Annotated in this window: 17 protein-coding genes; 8 read left to right on the top strand and 9 right to left on the bottom strand. The window is 68.7% G+C overall.

From position 1 onward, the window contains the following. Positions 1–58: 58 nt before the first annotated feature. Positions 59–1,465: a kynureninase gene (kynU, locus tag DQW50_RS10045; RefSeq protein ID WP_112079145.1), complete on the top strand. Its 1,407-nt coding sequence runs from the start codon at positions 59–61 to the stop codon at positions 1,463–1,465. Positions 1,466–1,516: 51 nt separating this feature from the next. On the opposite strand, the gene DQW50_RS10040 is transcribed toward kynU, so the two are convergent. Then, positions 1,517–2,911 (bottom strand): cytochrome P450, encoded by a 1,395-nt coding sequence (locus tag DQW50_RS10040; protein ID WP_112079144.1) that lies wholly within the window; start codon positions 2,909–2,911, stop codon positions 1,517–1,519. 166 nt (positions 2,912–3,077) lie between these two features. Between DQW50_RS10040 and DQW50_RS10035 the strand changes: the two genes are divergently transcribed. Beyond that, positions 3,078–4,865 (top strand): excinuclease ABC subunit C, encoded by a 1,788-nt coding sequence (locus DQW50_RS10035; protein ID WP_112079143.1) that lies wholly within the window; start codon positions 3,078–3,080, stop codon positions 4,863–4,865. A 251-nt stretch (positions 4,866–5,116) separates the two neighbouring features. On the opposite strand, the gene DQW50_RS10025 is transcribed toward DQW50_RS10035, so the two are convergent. Together DQW50_RS10025 and DQW50_RS18155 are read right to left on the bottom strand one after the other, a co-directional pair. Further along, positions 5,117–6,235 (bottom strand): Lrp/AsnC family transcriptional regulator, encoded by a 1,119-nt coding sequence (locus tag DQW50_RS10025; protein WP_112079141.1) that lies wholly within the window; start codon positions 6,233–6,235, stop codon positions 5,117–5,119. A 114-nt stretch (positions 6,236–6,349) separates the two neighbouring features. After that, positions 6,350–6,505, bottom strand: coding sequence for a hypothetical protein (locus DQW50_RS18155; RefSeq protein ID WP_198664654.1), 156 nt, complete (start codon positions 6,503–6,505; stop codon positions 6,350–6,352). A 319-nt stretch (positions 6,506–6,824) separates the two neighbouring features. On the opposite strand from DQW50_RS18155, the gene DQW50_RS10020 reads away from it, so the two are divergent. Both DQW50_RS10020 and DQW50_RS18150 read left to right on the top strand, forming a co-directional pair. Continuing rightward, positions 6,825–7,940 carry an anthranilate phosphoribosyltransferase gene (locus DQW50_RS10020; RefSeq protein ID WP_112079140.1) on the top strand — a complete coding sequence of 372 codons (1,116 nt, stop codon included), beginning with the start codon at positions 6,825–6,827 and terminating at the stop codon, positions 7,938–7,940. A gap of 137 nt (positions 7,941–8,077) precedes the next feature. After that, positions 8,078–8,227, top strand: coding sequence for a hypothetical protein (locus tag DQW50_RS18150; protein ID WP_198664653.1), 150 nt, complete (start codon positions 8,078–8,080; stop codon positions 8,225–8,227). 48 nt (positions 8,228–8,275) lie between these two features. On the opposite strand, the gene DQW50_RS10015 is transcribed toward DQW50_RS18150, so the two are convergent. The 3 genes from DQW50_RS10015 to DQW50_RS10005 form a co-directional block, all read right to left on the bottom strand. Continuing rightward, on the bottom strand, positions 8,276–9,109 hold the full coding sequence (locus tag DQW50_RS10015; protein WP_112079139.1) for an NAD+ synthase: 834 nt from the start codon (positions 9,107–9,109) through the stop codon (positions 8,276–8,278). Positions 9,110–9,385: 276 nt separating this feature from the next. Beyond that, positions 9,386–10,108, bottom strand: a complete 723-nt coding sequence (locus DQW50_RS10010; RefSeq protein WP_321169400.1) for an NUDIX hydrolase — start codon at positions 10,106–10,108, stop codon at positions 9,386–9,388. After that, positions 10,105–10,494 carry a hypothetical protein gene (locus DQW50_RS10005; RefSeq protein WP_112079138.1) on the bottom strand — a complete coding sequence of 130 codons (390 nt, stop codon included), beginning with the start codon at positions 10,492–10,494 and terminating at the stop codon, positions 10,105–10,107. Before DQW50_RS10005 ends, DQW50_RS10010 begins: the two co-directional genes overlap by 4 nt. 76 nt (positions 10,495–10,570) lie before the next feature. Between DQW50_RS10005 and DQW50_RS10000 the strand changes: the two genes are divergently transcribed. The 3 genes from DQW50_RS10000 (at position 10,571) to DQW50_RS09990 (ending at position 12,969) form a co-directional block, all read left to right on the top strand. Further along, positions 10,571–11,527, top strand: a complete 957-nt coding sequence (locus DQW50_RS10000) for a DUF5787 family protein (protein ID WP_112079137.1) — start codon at positions 10,571–10,573, stop codon at positions 11,525–11,527. A 72-nt stretch (positions 11,528–11,599) separates the two neighbouring features. Continuing rightward, positions 11,600–12,007 carry an HPP family protein gene (locus DQW50_RS09995; RefSeq protein ID WP_112079136.1) on the top strand — a complete coding sequence of 136 codons (408 nt, stop codon included), beginning with the start codon at positions 11,600–11,602 and terminating at the stop codon, positions 12,005–12,007. A gap of 587 nt (positions 12,008–12,594) precedes the next feature. Then, the gene (locus DQW50_RS09990) at positions 12,595–12,969 is read left to right on the top strand and encodes a tautomerase family protein (protein ID WP_112079135.1); all 375 of its coding nucleotides are present in this window, start codon (positions 12,595–12,597) and stop codon (positions 12,967–12,969) included. Positions 12,970–12,992: 23 nt separating this feature from the next. Here DQW50_RS09990 and DQW50_RS09985 read toward each other — a convergent pair whose 3' ends face one another. Beyond that, complete coding sequence (locus tag DQW50_RS09985) at positions 12,993–13,466, bottom strand: deoxyuridine 5'-triphosphate nucleotidohydrolase (RefSeq protein WP_112079134.1); 474 nt, start codon at positions 13,464–13,466, stop codon at positions 12,993–12,995. 203 nt (positions 13,467–13,669) lie between these two features. Here DQW50_RS09985 and DQW50_RS09980 point away from each other — a divergent pair, with 203 nt between their 5' ends. Then, positions 13,670–15,652: an aconitate hydratase gene (locus tag DQW50_RS09980; RefSeq protein ID WP_112079133.1), complete on the top strand. Its 1,983-nt coding sequence runs from the start codon at positions 13,670–13,672 to the stop codon at positions 15,650–15,652. A gap of 476 nt (positions 15,653–16,128) precedes the next feature. Here the strand turns inward: DQW50_RS09980 and DQW50_RS09975 are convergent, their stop codons facing one another. Next, entirely contained in the window at positions 16,129–16,782 is a 654-nt protein-coding gene (locus tag DQW50_RS09975; protein WP_112079132.1) for a 30S ribosomal protein S7, read from the bottom strand. Beyond that, positions 16,779–17,207, bottom strand: a complete 429-nt coding sequence (locus DQW50_RS09970) for a 30S ribosomal protein S12 (protein WP_004048726.1) — start codon at positions 17,205–17,207, stop codon at positions 16,779–16,781. Before DQW50_RS09970 ends, DQW50_RS09975 begins: the two co-directional genes overlap by 4 nt. Between the last annotated feature and the right edge of the window lie 128 nt (positions 17,208–17,335).

The raw sequence follows: 17,335 nt of genomic DNA, 5'->3' as shown, positions 1-17,335 counted from the left end.
TGAGCCGACCGGTCCCCGGCCCCGGAAGGGCTTAGTCGCCCGCGGCGTCCCTCCCCGTATGGACGACCCACACGGCGGGAACGGCGACGACCCGTACGTCCCCGCGAAGGCGGCGCTCGACCGCGGCGGGCTCGGAGCGGACCCGGCAGTGGTCGCTGCCCGTCTCGACGCGGACGACCCGCTCTCCGGCTTCGCGGACCGCTTTTCGACCCCCGAGGACGGGCTGTATATGGACGGCAACTCGCTCGGCCCCGCGAGCGACGCCGCGCTCGCGAGCCTCGACCGCCTCGTCGACGAGTGGCGCGAGCTCCTGATCGGCGGGTGGACCGACGCCGATCCGCCGTGGTTCGAGGTCGGCGAGCGGATCGGCGCGACGCTCGCGCCGCTCGTCGGGGCGACGTCCGAGGAAGTCGTCGTCGGCAACTCGATCACGGTGAACGTCCACACGCTCGTGGGGACGTTCCTGGACGAGTTACTCGCCGGGAACGGACCGGATCGTACCGGGAGCGCCGCCGCGGACGGGAACTGGGACCCAGACGTCGCTCCCGCAGTGCTGGTCAACGAGCTGGATTTCCCCTCCGACCACTACGCGATCCGCGCACAGCTTCGCAGCCGGGGGATCGACCCCGACGAGAAGCTCCGGGTCGTCGAGAGCCGGGACGGCCGGACGATCGACCCCGTCGACGTCGAGGCAGTACTCGAACGACACGACGACGTGGGGATCGTCTTCATGCCGACCGCGCTGTACCGGTCCGGCCAGCTGTTCGACGTCGAGCGGATCGCCGAGGCGGCCCACGAGGCCGGCGCGTACGCGGGGTTCGACGCCGCCCACTCCGTCGGGGCGGTGCCGCACGCGTTCGACGACGCCGGCGTCGACTTCGCGGTGTGGTGTACCTACAAGTACCTCAACGCCGGTCCGGGCTCGATCGGCGCGCTGTTCGTCGCCGAGCGCCACCACGGGCTTACGCCCGCGCTCGCCGGCTGGTGGGGCCACGAGAAGGCGACGCAGTTCGAGATGAACATGACGTACACGCCCGCAGACTCCGCGGGCGCGTGGCAGATCGGCACCCCGCCGTTGCTCGCAGCGGCTCCTCTGGAGGGCGCCGTCGAGACGCTACGTGAGGCGGGGATCGAGCGGATCCGTGCGAAGTCGCTCGCGCTCACCGACTTCCTGATCGCTCTGGTCGACGACCGCCTCCCCGAGGTGTCGATCGGGACGCCCCGCGACCGCGACGCCCGGGGCGGTCACGTCGCCCTGGAGCATCCGGACGCCCGGCGCTTGAGCGAGGCGCTGACGGACCGCGGGGTCGTCGTCGACTTCCGGCCGCCGAACGTGGTTCGGGTGTGTCCGGCTGCGCCGTACACCGCCTTCGCGGACGTCCTCGCGGTCGTCGACCGGATCGAGACGATCCTCGACGCCGGCACACACGAGGAGTATGCAGCCAGCGAAGGGGGCGTGACGTAGCGGGGGCGGCGGATCGGGCCGTGAGAGGACGACTCGGAGGGTAGAACGGCCTCACTTCTCGCGGATCCGCATCGGCACCGGGTGGTCGGGATGCATCGTCAGCGATCCGCGCAGGGAGAGGTCGGGTCCCTCGTACTCCAGTTCGTAGCGCGAACAGACGCACGCGAGGATGAGCTTCGCTTCCAGAAGCGAGAACGCCTTCCCGATGCAGTGGCGCGGCCCGCCGCCGAACGGGAAGTAGGCGAACCGCGGCCGCCGGCTCCGGCGTTCGGGTTTCCATCGGTCAGGATCGAAGGAGTCCGGGTCGTCGTACCACCGCGACGAGCGGTGGACGACCCACTGTGAACACATGAGCGCGGACCCCTCCGGGATCCGGTAGCCGTCGATCTTCACGTCGAGTTTCGGTTCGCGGAACAGCGTGTAGACGGGCGGATACAGCCGCATCGACTCCGAGAGCACCCGGTCCGTGTACGTCATGTCCCGCGCGTCCGCGGCGTCCGGCGGCCCGTCCGCGGTCGCGGCCTCAGCCTCCCGTTCCACGCGTTCGCGGGCAGTCGGGTGTTTCGAGAGCAGGTAGAACGTGTAGGTCAACGCGAGCGCGGTGGTGTCGTGGCCGGCCAGAAGCATCGTCACCATCTCGTCGCGCAGGTTCTCGTCGGTCTGCTCGCCGCGGTCGCGAGCACGGAGCAGGACGGAAAGCAGGTCCATCGGCACGTCGACGTCGGCGTCGCCCGGCGGACCGCCCACGGCGACGCCCTCGGAACCGGCCGGATCAACCGTGGGGTCACGTTCGGTGCCCCGCCGTCGATCGACGATCCCGTCGATCACCGACTCCAGGGTGTCGACGGCGGCAGCGAACTCGCGGTTCTCGCGGGTCGGCACCCAGTTCGGGATCAGGAAGCGGCGCGGGTCCGGCTCGAACCGTGCGCCGAGCGGCTCCAGCTTCTCCTGGACGGTCCGGACCTCCTCCTCCGTGACGTTCGCACCGAACATCGCCGAGACGATGATCCGCACCGTGAGCCGTGCGATCTCGAGTTGGACGTCGACGACCTCGTCGGGCTCCCACTCCGCGAGCTGTGACTCCGTGTGTTCGACCATCGTCCCCGCGAGCGCGCCGATCCGCCGGCTGTGAAACGAGGGGTTCGCGAGCGTCCGCTGGCGACGCCACGTCTCCCCCTCGCTCAACAACAGCCCCTCGCCGAGCAACCTCCCCATGGCGTCGTCGCCGAACCGCGGCTTGCGGTACCGCTCCGCCTCCGCGACGAGCACCCGCTCGATGTCGTCGGGGTTCGTAAGCAGGTACGTCTCGCGCGGCCCGAGATCGAACCGCACGACGTCGCCGTAGCTGTCGGCACAGGCGCGCATGAACGTGAAGGGGTCGTCGGCGAACTGGCGACCGTTGCCGAAGAGGGGGTCTCCGATCGGTCCGGGCGGCGTGACGGACATGCCAGATCTGGGGGTTGAGTGGGGTTAAACGTTCGGCGGAGGCGGTTCGATAGCAGGTTCGACGACGAGGGAGATCCCCCCTGGAGAACCGGACGCGATGTCAACACGGGGCGAGCGCAACTCCCGCCCGTAGTGTTCAAGCGCGTCCGTCGACTACGTGTGATCGATGGACTCCGACGCCGTGAGAGCCCGTTCTGCCGATCTGCCGACGGAGCCCGGCGTGTACCAGTTCCGGTCCGGGGAGACGACGTTGTACGTCGGCAAGGCCGTCGACCTCCGCGACCGGGTCCGGTCGTACGCCGACCCGCGATCGGAGCGGATCCGTGGTATGGTCGCGCGGGCGGACCGGATCGAGTTCGCCGTCACCGACACCGAGACACAGGCGCTACTGCTCGAGGCCAACCTGATAAAACGGCTCCGCCCGCGGTACAACGTCCGATTGAAGGACGACAAGTCCTACCCGCTGGTCGCGTTCTCCGACCACGACGTCCCCCGGATCGAAGTGACGCGCGACCCGGAGGAGGGCGCGGTCGCCTACGGGCCGTTCACGAACGTGGGCCGCGTCGAGACGGTCGTGAAGGCGATCCGCGACGAGTACCGGCTCCGCGGCTGTTCGGATCACAAGTACGCAAACCGTGACCGACCGTGTCTCGACTACGAGATGGGGATCTGTTCGGCCCCCTGTACCGGCGAGATCGACCCCGCGAGCTACGCCGAGGACGTCGCCGCCGCCCGTCGGTTCTTCGAAGGGGAGACCGGCGCGCTCGCCGATCCGCTCCGGCGTCGAATGGCGTCAGCCGCCGAGAGTGCCGAGTTCGAGCGCGCGGCCAACCTCCGTGACCGGCTCGAAGCCGTCGAGGCGTTCCACGGCGAGGGCGGCGAGGCGGTGAGCGACCGGACCGACGACCGCACCGTCGACGTGCTCGCGGCCGTCGTCGAGGGGGAGACCGCTCGAGTCGCGCGGCTCCACAGCGAGCGCGGCCAGCTCGTCGACCGGAGCCGCCACCGGCTCGATACCCCGACGGTGACGGCCGGCGACAGCGAGCGGTCGGTCGACGATACCGGGGCGGTCGACGACGACGCGCACACCCCGGCGGCCGTGCTCTCGGCGTTCCTCGCCCAGTACTACGCCGAGCGGGAGTTCCCCGACGCGGTGCTCCTCGCGGAGCGGCCCGCCGATCCCGACGTGGTGGAGTGGCTCGAACGCGAGGGCGTCGCGGTCCGGGTCCCGGGGGCCGGACGGGAGGCGAAGCTCGTCGAGCTCGCGCTGAAGAACGCCCGGAAACGCGGCGGTCACGACGATCCCGTCGGCGCGCTTGCCGACCGGCTCGGGATCGACCGCCCGGCGCGGATCGAGGGGTTCGACGTGAGCCACGCGTCCGGGACCGCCGTCGTCGGCTCGAACGTCTGTTTCGTCGACGGGAGCGCGCGGACGAGCGGGTATCGCCGGAAGAAGCTCACCGACCGCAACGACGACTACGCCAACATGCGGGAGCTCGTTCGCTGGCGTGCGGCCCGTGCCGTCGAGGACCGTGACGACCGCCCGGATCCGGACCTGCTCCTGATCGACGGCGGCGAGGGACAGCTCGGCGCGGCCCGGGACGCGCTCGCCGAGGTCGGCTGGACGGTGCCGGTGATCGCCCTCGCGAAGGCGGAGGAGCTGGTGGTGACGCCGGACGGGCCGTTGCGGTGGCCCGACGACGCGCCGGAGCTCCACCTGCTCCAGCGGGTCCGCGACGAGGCGCATCGCTTCGCGGTCCAGTACCACCAAGCCGTCCGCGACGAGGTGAAGACGGTGCTCGACGACGTCCCCGGCGTCGGCCCGAAGACACGGAGGGGGCTCCTGCGGCGGTTCGGGTCGGTCGAGAACGTCCGTGCGGCCTCCCTGGAGGACCTCACCGACGTCGACGGCGTGGGCGACACGACGGCCGAGCGGCTCCGCGAACGGTTGTGAACCGCTACCGTACCCGGTGGTGATGGCGAACAGGCGGCGCGCGTTTCCCCGGAACGACCGCCGCACACCCGCCCCCCGTTCCGGGCCCTCGTCAGACCATGGGGCCGGTGGCCGCGGCTTCGAACATATACTGTGGGGTCTCGCGGGTCGGATCGCGGGGGGTCTCGCGGGTCGGATCGCGGGGGGTCTCGTGGGTCGGATCGCGGGTCGGATCGCGGGGGTCTCGCGGGCGAGGCGGGTGGGGCCGAGCCTCAGTCTCCCCGCTCGTCTGCGACGAGCTCCTCGTACCGCGCACCGGTCTGTTTCAGCGTCTCCGTCGAGTAGAGCCGCTCGTGATCGAACGGGAGGTGGTCCACGGCGAGTTCGTCGATCTTCGCGTCGACGGCCTCGGCCTCCCGGCCGTGGATCATCGTGAACAGGTTGTATCCCCAGTCCAGTTCCGGGCGACGCGGCCGGTGGTAACACAGCGTGACGTACGGGAGGCCGCCGACCGCCTCGCCGCGTGCGTCGAGTTCGTCATCGGGCACGTCCCAGACGACCATACAGTTGTTCGTGAAGCCGGTGACGACGTGGTTGACGACACAGCCGATCCGCTTGATACAGCCGTCGGCGAGGAGGCGCTCGACCGCGGAGAGCACGTCGTCGAGCGGGGCGCCGATCTCTCTCGCCACGTCGGCGTACGGCGTCGCCGAGAGCGGGAACCCGTCCTGGATCGCGATGAGGAGGTCGGCCTCGAGCGCGGTGAGGTTCCCGCGGGCGTCCTCCGAGATACGGGTGGCTGAGACGTCCGTCCCGGACGCTCGCGGATCGCTCCGCTCCCCGCTCGCGGAGTTCGAGGCGTTTCGCGCCTCGCCCGACTCCCGCGCGAACCGGTCGCCGTTGACGACGGGAAACTCCAAGTCGATGTAGTAGTCGGTGAGCATCGGGAGGTTCAACACCGCAAGGCCGGTTCGTTCCTCGATCTCCGCGAGGATCGCGTCGCGTTTCTCGCGGGAGCCCGCGGTGACGACGAACCACTGGTTCCACTCGTGGTCCCGACGGTAGTTGTGGTTCACCTGCCGGTAGCCGTTGATCACCTCGGCGACCTCGTCGAACCGCTCGCCGGGAGCCCGGACGGCGGCGAGCGTCGAAGAGCCGATGACGGGCGGGTTGAGCACCGCGCCGAACCGCCGGAACACGCCGCGCTCGCGGAGGTCGCGGACGCGTTCGAGGACCTCGTCGCCGTCGACGTCGACGCCCGTTTCGCCAGCTATCTCCATTGCGACCCGCTCGAACGGGCGCGACTCGACGGGGAAACCGCTCTGGTACTCGTCGACGAGCGCGGCGTCGACCGCGTCGATCCCGGCCCGCCAGTCGGCGTCTAGACTCATTGCCGGTAGCAGGGGCCGCGTGTACGTACGGGTTTCGGAGGGGAGTCGGCGTGTGGTTTCGGAGGGGAGTCGGCGTGTGGTTTCGGAGGGGAGTCGGCGTAGTCCGGGAGGGAGTCAGTCGTCAGCGTGGGATCCGGTGGTCGGCGCGAAGGCGCGAGCGCTCTCCTCGAGCTGTGCTGTGGAGCAACCGCCGACGGTGGCGGCCTGTTCGAGCGTCAGCGTACGGGCACGATACAGCGTGAGTGCGGTCGCGACGGATTTGGACGTCATCGGATACGGATCAGTACTTCGTGGACGTACATATAATTCTATCGCACTTAGACAACTACTATAGATCGTTATTCCCACTATATCGTTAGAAACAGAGGTTATAATAGGATTTAGAAAACGAACGTACAGTAGTTGTGTGAGAACATATCCCACGATCCGGTCCCGGTGGGGTCCTCGTCCGCGACGTTCTCGCCCGTACGTTCGGCACGTGCCCGTCGGTTCCGGGGACCTTCCGACCGGGGTTCCGGAGGGTTCCCGCCGTTCCCGCCGCGTGGGAGTCGAGCGGGAGGCTTTTCGTTCGAGAACCCGAACGACGTGTATGGCTCAGGCGACCCAGGAGTTCGGCGAATGGCCCCTCAAGCGGCTGATGACCGAGGTCTGTGGCTCCGGACACAAGTCCGCGGACGACCTGACGCGCGACCAGGCGACGGAGGCGTTCGAGCGCATCCTCGCGGGCGAGCCCGACCCGACGACGCTCGGGGCGTTCTGGCTCGCGAACCGGTGGAAGCGCAACACGCCCGAGGAGCTGGGCGCGTACGTCGACACCATGTGCGGGCGTGTCGAGTACGCCGAGCCCGACTGCGACCCCGTCGACTGCGGCGCCAACTACGACGGGAAGGGCCGGACCGCGATCCTCGGCGTCGCCGCGGGTGCGGTCGCGGCCGCGGCGGGAACCCCCGTCGTCGTCCACTCTGGCGACCGCGTCCCGACCCAGAAGCAGGACGCCTACAAGCACGTCCTCGACGAACTGGGCGTCCACACCGAGTTGACGCCCGGCGACTCCGCCGACATGGTCGACGAGACCGGCTTCGGCTTCTACTACCAGCCCGCGTTCAACCCGGCGATCGACGACCTGTTCGACCGCCGCGACATGATGGGCGTCCGGTCGTTCGTCAACACGATCGAGACGCTCGCGAACCCCGCGGGGGCCTCCGTCCACCTCGGCTCCTTCTACCACCTCGCGTTCGCGAAGAAGGTGGTCGACACGTTCGTCGAAAGCGAGTTCCACGACCTCGACCGCGTCCTGATGTTCCAGGGCATGGAGGGGTACGACGACGTGCGTCCCGGCTACACCAAGGTCGCCGAGTGGACCGCGGCTGAGGACGGGACCGAGGAGGGTGCCGGGGCCGACGGTGCCGGGAGCGAGAGCGCGTCCTTCGACGACTTCGAGATCGAGACCGCCGAGTACGGGATGGACCTCGAGGAGGACGACCTCGCCGTCGACGACGTCGCCGTCGAGTCCGCGCGGATCACGGAGGAGGTGCTCGCGGGGGAGCGCGACGGGCCGTTCGCCGACGCAGTCGCGGTCAACGCGGCGCTGCGGATCTACGCCCGCGAGGACGCCGACTCGATCGAGGACGGACTCGAGGCGGCCCGCGCGGCCGTCGACGACGGCTCCGCACACGAGGTCCTCGAGGCGCTTCGCGACTTCTGATCGAACGGGTCTGTTGCCGTTCACGCACCGCCCCGCCCGATCCGGGTCGAATTTGGGACGGAATTCGGAAAGCCGTCTTGAGTGTGTAGACCCAAGGGAACGTGTACCGAACATGATCCACAATACCACCTCACATCATGCCGACGTGTGAGCACTGTCAGGCGCACGTCTCCGAACGGTTCGCCCGGGTGTTCGCGGACGCTCGCGGCCGGATACACGCATGTCCGAACTGCTCCGCGAACGCCGGGATCGCGGAGGTCGCGAAGGAGCGCGCCCACGACGCCTGACCTCGAAACGAGGCGTGCGAGAAAACGGAACCCGCGTGGCCGATCCGTCTACTCCTCGGGCGCGGGCGGCATCGACCGCTTGTGCGTGCTGTGTTCGTACAGTTCGACGACCCGATCGACGGCCTCCTCGGGAACGTCGAGCTCCCGGACCGTCGCCGATCGGGAGAGCCCGCCGTCGACGTGAACCGCGAGGATCGCGTCGACCATGTCGTAGTCGAGACCCAACTCCTCGGCGTCGGTCTGTCCCTCCCACATCCCGGCGGTCGGCTCCTGCATCACGAGGTCGCGGGGCACGCCGACGTGGGCGGCGAGCTGGCGCACCTGCTGTTTGTAGAGGTTGCCGATCGGGTTGCAGTCGACGGCCTGGTCGCCGTACTTCGTGAAGTAGCCCGTCATCGCCTCCGCACGGTTGCCCGTGCCCAACACCACCCGGTCCTCCGCGTTGGCGACGAAGTAGTTCAGGACCGCCCGTGTGCGGACGTACACGTTCCCCGCCGCCGTCCGGTCGGCAGCGGCCTCCGGAAACGCCCCGAAGAAGGACTCCGCGATCGGCTGGATCTCCACCACGTCGTACTCGATCCCGAGGTCGTGTGCGACCCGTTCGGCGTCGCTCATCACGTCCGGATCGTTCACCTCGGCGGGCATCGTGAGCCCGTGGAGCCCGTCCTCGCCGAGCGCCTCGACCGCGAGGTGGGCGGTGAGCGTCGAGTCGATCCCCCCCGAGAGCCCGAGGACGGCCCCCTCGGCGCCCGCGTCGTCGACGAGGTCGGCGATGAACGAGACGATTCGTTCGCGCGTCTCCTCCAGCTCCGTCTCCGAGAGGCGTAAGTCGAGCGGGGGATCCTCCGACAGCAATACTGACTGCTCCGGCGTCTGACTCATGAAGTGAACTAGGGGCCACAGCGACTAATAGCTCCCCGTTCCGGTTTCGAACTGGACGTTCGTCGGGTTTTTTCGGGTATGACCGCCGAGCCATCGGGGTAATAACGTCGAACCGTCCGTGTTCGACGGCGACGGCGCGGGGCATGACGGGAGATCCGAGGCGAAAGCCTCGTGGGAGGCCTACAACTGTCCCTCGTGGGAGGCCTACAACTGTCCCTCGTGGGAGGCCTACAACTGTCCCTCGCGGGAGGGCTACAGCAGTCCCTCGCGGGAGGGCTACAGCAGTCCCTCGTGGTCGGCCAACAACAGTCCCTCCAGCGTCGCGTCGTTCGTCGGCGGCTCCCGGACGGTCGCGAGCGCCTCGTCGATCGGCACGGTCCGCGGGACGAGGAACTCGTTGCTGTCGGCGTCGACGTCGACAGCCTCCAGCCCCTCGGCGAACACGTACCCACGCCGGTGACGCAACACGCCGGTCGAACACCACACCTCCTGGAGCAGGGTCGTCGACGAGGGGGAGAAGCCGGTCTCCTCGGCGAGTTCGCGGGCTCCCGCAGCGGTGTAGGACTCGCCGGGTTCGACGATCCCGGCCGGCAACTCGAGCTGGGTGTTCCGCACCGTCGGGCGGTACTGCTCGACGAACAACACCCGGCCGTCGGCGACCGCGACCACGACCGTCGCGGGCGGGAGCTCGGCCCAGTAGTACTTCTTCTCCGTCCCGTCCGGCTGTTCGACCCGGTCGTACCCGCCGACGAACCAGCCGGAGTCGTACTCGACGGCGACCTCCCGGACCGGCCACTCCGGCTCGCCCGGCAGCGAGTGAAGCCGCCCGTCGGCGAACGCCGGGAGGTCGCGCAGGTCGCTCGCAGCGCGGTCGGCGGGCGCGTCGTCCCGGGGTTCGTCTCCCGCGGGCGGGTCGTCCGCGGGCGTATCGTCCAGGGGTGCGTCGTCCGCGGGTGTATCGTCCAGGGGTGCGTCGTCCGTCGGCCCGTCGTCGCTCATGTCGGGGACTGCGTGACCTCGACGTAATACGTTTCCCCGTCGCGCTCGACCCGGACACCACCGTCCGTCTCGGCAGCCGGCGTGCGCCGGGTGAGCGCGTCGACCTCGTCGAACGGCGTGTGTGTGAACCACTCCTTCAGCCCGTACGGTCCCATCAGGTACGGTTCGGAACGACCGTCGTCGCTCGTGATCGCGCCCGTCAGGTACGGGTAGCGCCGCTCGGAGAGGTCGGTGGCGTTCGCCGTCGGTTCGTCGGTCTCGATCGGCTCGGCGGTGAGGTAGTAGGGGTCGCCGCTCCCGAGGTAGCTCGGCAACGCACCCAGCGCCAGCAGCGCGAGCGCGACCACCGCAATGGCGACGAGGAGGTTCCGCGTGACCGGGCGCATACCTGGGGTAGACGGCGACGGCGAATACGGGTTTCGGCCGACGCGTTTTACCCCACGGCGACCCTCCCTCCCGGACATGGAGTTCCGGTTCGAGCTGGCCCTGTGTTCGGCCCTCGAGTCACCCGACCGGGTGGTCGCCCGCCAGCTCGGCGCGGGCGTGACCCGACCGGGGGCGCGGATCGTCGACGTCTGCGTGGTGACGCCGGGACCCGGCTTCGACGCGCGGACCGCGCTGACGCCCGATCGGATCCCGGCGACGGCGATCGAGGCGCGTGTCGGCCCCGGCGAGGCCGTCCCCGTCGCCGACGCGTTCGACCTCCCGCCGGAGCGTGCGAACGCGGTCGTCGACGCCGCCGTCGAGGCCGGCTACCTCGAACGCGAGCGACGGAACGGACGGCCGGTCGTGCGCGCGTCCGCCCGCTACCCCGACGACTGGGTGGGGTCGCTGACCGCCATCGAGAACAAGCCCGACCTGGGGACGCCGGGCGAGTTGACAGCCCAGCTCCGGTACGACGTGGCGCTCGGGCTCTTCGAGACGGTCGTGCTCGCGACTGCCTCGTACGTCACCCGCGCACACCTCAACCGGATCCCCGACCCGGTCGGCATCTGGCGGTTCGACCCGGAGACGGGCGAGCGCGAGGTGGTTCGCGAGCCGACCCTGCTCGAACCCGACGCGCCCGGCGTCGAGATCCGCGAGGAGCGATCGGTCCGGACGGACGTCGCGCTCGTCCCGCCCAGAGCGAAGGCGCGGAAGCGCCGCCGGATCGCCGAGCGGGCCTACGGGAAGGGGTGGCGGCCCGACCCGCCCGCCTGCGCGAACGCGACGGTCACCGACGACGGCCGCCCCTACTGTACCCGCTTCGACCGGGTCGTCGACCCCGGCCGGGAGTGCGGTCACAGCTGTCCCGAACGCGACCCCGGGGATCCGCCGGCGCTCGACCGCGACCGCCTCCGCGACGAACGGACGGCGTGGGTCGCGGATCCGGACGGCGACGGTCCGCGCAGGCAGTCGGGACTCTCGCGGTTCCGGTGAGCGGGGAACCCGCGGGATCGCCGACAGCCGGGCCGTGAGAACGCTTATACGGCGACGGCGGGATCCTCACGTATGAACGGGATAGAAGACGTCTTCGTCGCCCGACTGATGACGACCGACCTCCACACCGTGACGCCGGACACGCTCGTCGAGAACGCCGCGGCCGTCCTGCTGGACAACGACATCAGCTCCGCGCTCGTCGTCGAGGACGGCCGGCTGGTCGGGATCCTCACCACCACCGACTTCGTCGAGATCGTCGCGAAGAGCCAGCCCAAAGCCGAGACGACCGTCGAACGCTACATGACGCCCGACCCGATCACGGCGGACGCACAGGACTCCGTCATGGCGGTCGCCGCCACCATGATCGACCACGGGTTCCACCACGTTCCGGTCGTCGACGGCGATGGCGCGCCGATCGGGATCATCACCACCTCGGATTTCGCGGCGTACGTCTCGGGCACCGATCCGGTGACGCCTTGACCTCCTCCCCCGACTGAAGTCGTGGGCTCTCTCCTGTATTCTCTGTAGGCGACGCGGTCCGTTCGCTTCCGGAGACCGATCGGTTCCCCGTCCGCGAAACCGTCGAGATCCATCCCTTTCTCGGGAATAGTACCCTCCGCGGTTCGAGTTGAAAGCGTGGGAGACGACCGCGTGCGTCGACTGAAGCGGTAGCGCGGAGTCCCCTTCCTCGACGTGAAGGAGGTCGTCCGCCCCGATCGCTCACTGACTTCGTGGACCTCGTCGTCCCCGAGCGACGCGAGCGCGGTCGTCGTCCGGGCGAGCAGATCGCAGCCGTCGGTCACCCCCACCGCGCGGTCCCTCATGGTTATTAAATAAACGAACATCGTTAACACGAGGTATCTGCCGCCCCCGGCACCGTTAAGTGGTTCACGTGTCTGCTGTCAAGTGACGCTTCGCTTGGAGGGCCGAAGCGTCAGCGGGGACCTACTGAACGCTCCCGCGTGCCACCTTTTCCCGGCACGCGGGGGCGTTCGTTCCTTTCGAACCGCGAGCTGTCGCACCCCGTCGATCGGGGGACTCAAACGCGCCAGCCCCGACCGTCGGGTATGCCGCTCTTACAGTTCGATACGACGCTCTCGCTGTCCCCTGGGCAGCGGGACGAGTTCACGGCGTTCGTCACCGACCGGTACGTCGTGGAGATGGAGACGACCGCCGGCCACGTCGCGGTCGTGGTTCGCGAACACGACCGTTCGGCGGTGTCGCTCGGCCGTGCGGTTCCCGGACCGCTGTTGTTCCTCGACGCGGAGATCAGGGAGGGCCGGCCCTTCGAGTACAAGCGGGCGTTCGCGCTCGCCGTCATGGAACACGCCGTCGAGGCATTCGACGTGCCCGAACCGAACTGCAAGGTCGTGTTCACCGAACACGCGGGCGAGGAGATGATGGGGATCGACCGCGTGGGCGGCGACTGGGACGCCGGGTGATTCCCGGGGCGGTTCCGCCCCGCTCAGAGCCCCTCGGACTGGTAGTCGCCGTCGTACGTCCCGTCGTGGTCCGCACGGGCGAGCACCAACTGGGCGATCCGCGCGCCGGGTTCGACGTCGATCGGGTGGCCCACGTCGAGCCGTCCCTCGCCGACGCCCTCGTACCCGGCGTCCCAGACGGCCGTATCGAGCGTGCAGGAGTTCCGAAGCAGCGTCGACCGCGGGAGGACGAACCCGACGTGGTCCTCGGGGATCCCGACCGGTTCGCCGTAGCGGACGACGTACGTCCCGGCATCGAGCCGATACGCGCCGTCGTCGGGGTCGATCGCGGACCGGTCGCCGACGCGTTTCCCGTCGCGGCCGATCCGTCCTCGCTCCGTCTGTCGGAAGACGGCTCCGACAGTGAGGTCGACGCCGTTCGGCTGTCGCTGCTCCGGCTCGAGCGTCGCGCCCGCCGCCTCCAAAACTGCCGCCACCGACTCCCCCGATTCGAACATGTTACACCGGAGCCGCGGCGGGGGCAAAACCGTGTCGTCCGCGCGCGCCGTGAACCCGGGTCTCCGCCCCCGAAGACGCCTCCGTTCGGTGTGTCATCACGGCCGGGTTCGTTCAAGTTTTGCTGGATCCGACGGTTCCACACGGTCGATCCGTCGGAACACTCGCGGGTTTTATATTCACGGGACGGCCATCTTCGACCGATATGGGAAAGACGATCGCGGAGAAGATCCTCGGCGACCATCTCGTCGAAGGGGAGCTGACCCCCGGCGAGGAGATCGGCATCGAGATCGACCAGGTGCTCACACAGGACACCACGGGGACGATGGTCTGGCTCCAGTTCGAGGCGCTGGATCTGGACGAGGTCCAGACCGAACTCGCCGCGCAGTACTGTGACCACCAGACGTACCAGTTCGACTTCAAGAACACCGACGACCACCGCTTCCTCCGCTCCGCGGCGGGCACCTACGGCGCGTACTTCTCCCGGCCCGGTAACGGCATCTGCCACCAGGTCCACAAGGAGAACTTCGCCGCGCCCGGCAAGACCCTCCTCGGTTCGGACTCGCACACCCCGACGCCCGGGGGGCTCGGCCAGCTCGCGATCGGTGCGGGCGGACTCGACATCGCCGTCGCCATGGGTGGCGGCCCCTACTACGTCGAGATGCCCGAGGTCGTCAACGTCCACCTCGAGGGCGAGCTACCCGAGTGGGCGACCGCGAAGGACATCGCGCTCCACCTGCTCGGCGAGCTGACCGTCAAGGGCGGCGTCGGCAAGATCTTCGAGTACACCGGCCCCGGCGCGGAGAACCTCACGATCCCCGAGCGGACGACGATCACGAACCTCGGCACCGAGCTCGGCGCGACCTCCTCCATCTTCGGCACCGACGAGAAGACGAAGGACTGGCTCGCGCGCCAGGACCGCGAGGAGGAGTTCGTCGAACTCGAACCCGACGACGACGCCGAGTACGCGGAGACGATCGAGGTCGACCTCGACGACCTCGAGCCGCTCGTCGCCGCGCCGTCGATGCCCGACAACGTCGCGCCCGTGAGCGAGTACGAGGGAATGGACGTCGAGCAGGTCATCATCGGTTCCTGTACGAACGGCGCCTACGAGGACATCCTCCCCAGCGCGAAGATGCTCGAGGGCCGCGAGGTGGGCAAGGGGACCGAGATGATCGTCGCGCCCGGCTCCAAGCAGGCCTCCGAGATGCTGGCCCGCGAGGGCTGGACCGCGGAGATGATGGCGGCCGGCGTCAACTTCTCCGAGGCGACGTGCGGGGCCTGCATCGGCATCGGCCACGTGCCCGCCTCCGACTCCGTCTCGCTGCGCACCTTCAACCGTAACTTCGAGGGTCGCTCCGGCATCGAGGACGACTCCGTCTTCCTCTGTTCGCCCGAGGTCGCCACCGCGGCGGCCATCACCGGCGAGATCGTCGACCCGCGTGACCTAGCCGACGAACTCGGCGACCTCGAGGCGCCCGGCCTCGAGATGGGGACGAAGTACGGCCCGGGGATGGGTCAGTCCGATTCCGACATCATCTCGCCCGAGGAAGCCATCGACGACGGCCTCGTCAAGGGGCCGAACATCGGCGACGTGCCGCTCAAAGAGGGGATCGACGTGGACGGCGGCGAGGCGCTCCTCAAGATGGAGGACAACATCACCACCGACCACATCATCCCGGCGACCGCGGACATCCTGAAGTTCCGATCGAACATCGAGAAGCTCTCGGAGTTCACGCTCTCGCGCGTCGACGACACGTTCGCACAGCGTGCGCTCGACGCCGACGGCGGCGTCCTCGTCGCCGGCGAGAACTACGGCCAGGGCTCCTCGCGTGAACACGCCGCGCTCTGTCCGATGTACCTCGGCATCGAGGCCGTCTTCGCACAGAGCTTCGCGCGCATCCACAAGGCGAACCTGTTCAACTTCGGGATCGTCCCGCTCGCCATCGACGCGGAGACGTACGACGCGATCGAGCAGGGCGACGACATCCAGATCGTCGACGACGTGCCCGCCGGCGTCAACTCCGGCCAGACGGAGTTCACCGCGCGCGTGAACGAGGACTGGGAGTTCACCGCCGAGCTCGACGCCTCCGAGCGCGAACGCGAGATCCTCGCGTCCGGCGGCAAGCTCTCGTGGGTCAAAAAGCAACACGACGGCGGCTCCGACGCCGCGCCGGCCGACGACTGAGCGCGCCGTTCGTCGACGCGAGACTCGGATCTGCCGTTTCGCTATTTTTGTCGTCTCGTCTTCTAGCGATGGCCCCGTGAATCGCGGAACGCCATCGATCTCGGTGTGAACAAGAGCGGGAGTGGGTGTTACAATTGATCGACAGAATGTGGTATTTAAGTAGACTTGAGCGACAGCGACGATTATTTAGAGATACTGTGCGGTGGCGCGTGCCTCCGAGCGCCCTGTGGGCGCGAGGAGCGCGCGCGCGAGACGCCGCAAACGCCCGAAGGGCGTGAGCGGCGAGGCTGGGGAGGTATGAGGAGCGGGGCGGGACTGAAAGGGACAGTCGCCGGCGGCTCCGCCGCCGGCTACCAGAGGCGCTCTGCGCCTCGCTGTCGCGAGGGCGACGCACGGCGCAATAAAAAGCCACTCAGCCGACCTGATACACGTACTCCCGCAAAACGCGTCCCGTCGGTCCGGAGTCGGACCGGGCGTTAACGGGCCGCGGCGGCGACGCGCTCGCGCTCCTCCTTCTGGGAGATGGAGTAGGAGGCGTTGGCGTCGTAGTCGGCGGCCGCGATCAGCTCGTTCGCGAGCGCCTCGGCGGCCGAGGTGGTGGACTTGTACGTCGCGTTGGCGACGGCGTCGGAGATGAAGAGCAACGCCTGATCGACGCGGCGCTGGGGCGCGACGTCGACCGCCTTCGGGACGGAGATCCCGCCGTACTTCAGGCGGACCGTCTCCTCGCGCGGCGCGGCGTTCTCGACGGCACGTACGAGGATCTGGACCGGGTTCTCCTCGGTGCGCTCGTGGATGACGTCGAACGCGTCACGGACGATCCGCGTGGCCTGCTGTTTCTTGCCCGTGTTCTCCTCGGTCTGCATCAAGCGGTTGATCATTCGCTCGACCAGCGAGATCTCGGACTTCTGGAACTGCTTGGACGCGTGTCGCCCCATCGTGTGGGCGATCGGCGTCACCGTCATGTACCGCTTCGTCGAGGGGTCCTCGTAGGCGATCTCGGTGACGTCCCAGACGTCGAACAGCTTCGCGTTCGCGGTCGCCGCCTCGCTGGCGGCGGGCGCGTCCGGGTCCGGCTCGTCGGCGGGGACGTCCGCGTCGGCCTCCGCCTCGACTTCCTCCCCGCTCATCGGACCGGCTTCTCCGCGTTTCCGCGAACCAGTTCGATCATCGAGACGCCGTTGACCTTCTCGACCTTGTAGTTGACGCCGGAGAGGTCGCCCATCGCACGGCCCTTCGCGCCGCCGATCCCCGCGATCGTGACCTCGTCGTGCTCGTCGATGAAGGAGATGGCGCCGTCGCCGGGACAGAACGCCGTGACCTGCTTCCCGTTCTTGATGAGCTGAACCCGGACGCACTTTCGGATCGCCGAGTTCGGTTGCTTCGCCTCGATCCCGACCTTCTCCAGGACGATCCCGCGAGCCTGCGGGGCGCCCTCGAGGGGGTCGGACTTCTTCTTGAGCCCGCGCTCTCGCCGAGCGTACTCGGAGTCGGACCAGCGGCGCTTCTGCCGGTCCTGTTTGAGCTTACGGGCGGCATATTTGCCGTTCGCCATCGTACGCCTCCTTCCCGACGGAGCTACTTAAGCGTCGTCTTTCCACCCGGAGAAACGCGCGCAGAAGGCTCGAGCGGTACCTCTCGACGGATCTGCGCGCGTTTCGTCGATCGAAAACGACGGACGCT

It is taken from the genome of Halorubrum sp. 48-1-W (genome assembly GCF_003287355.1).
GTDB lineage: Archaea > Halobacteriota > Halobacteria > Halobacteriales > Haloferacaceae > Halorubrum.
The sequence above is the reverse complement of the archived record's forward strand: the minus strand, read 5'-3'. Positions and strand labels throughout refer to the sequence as shown.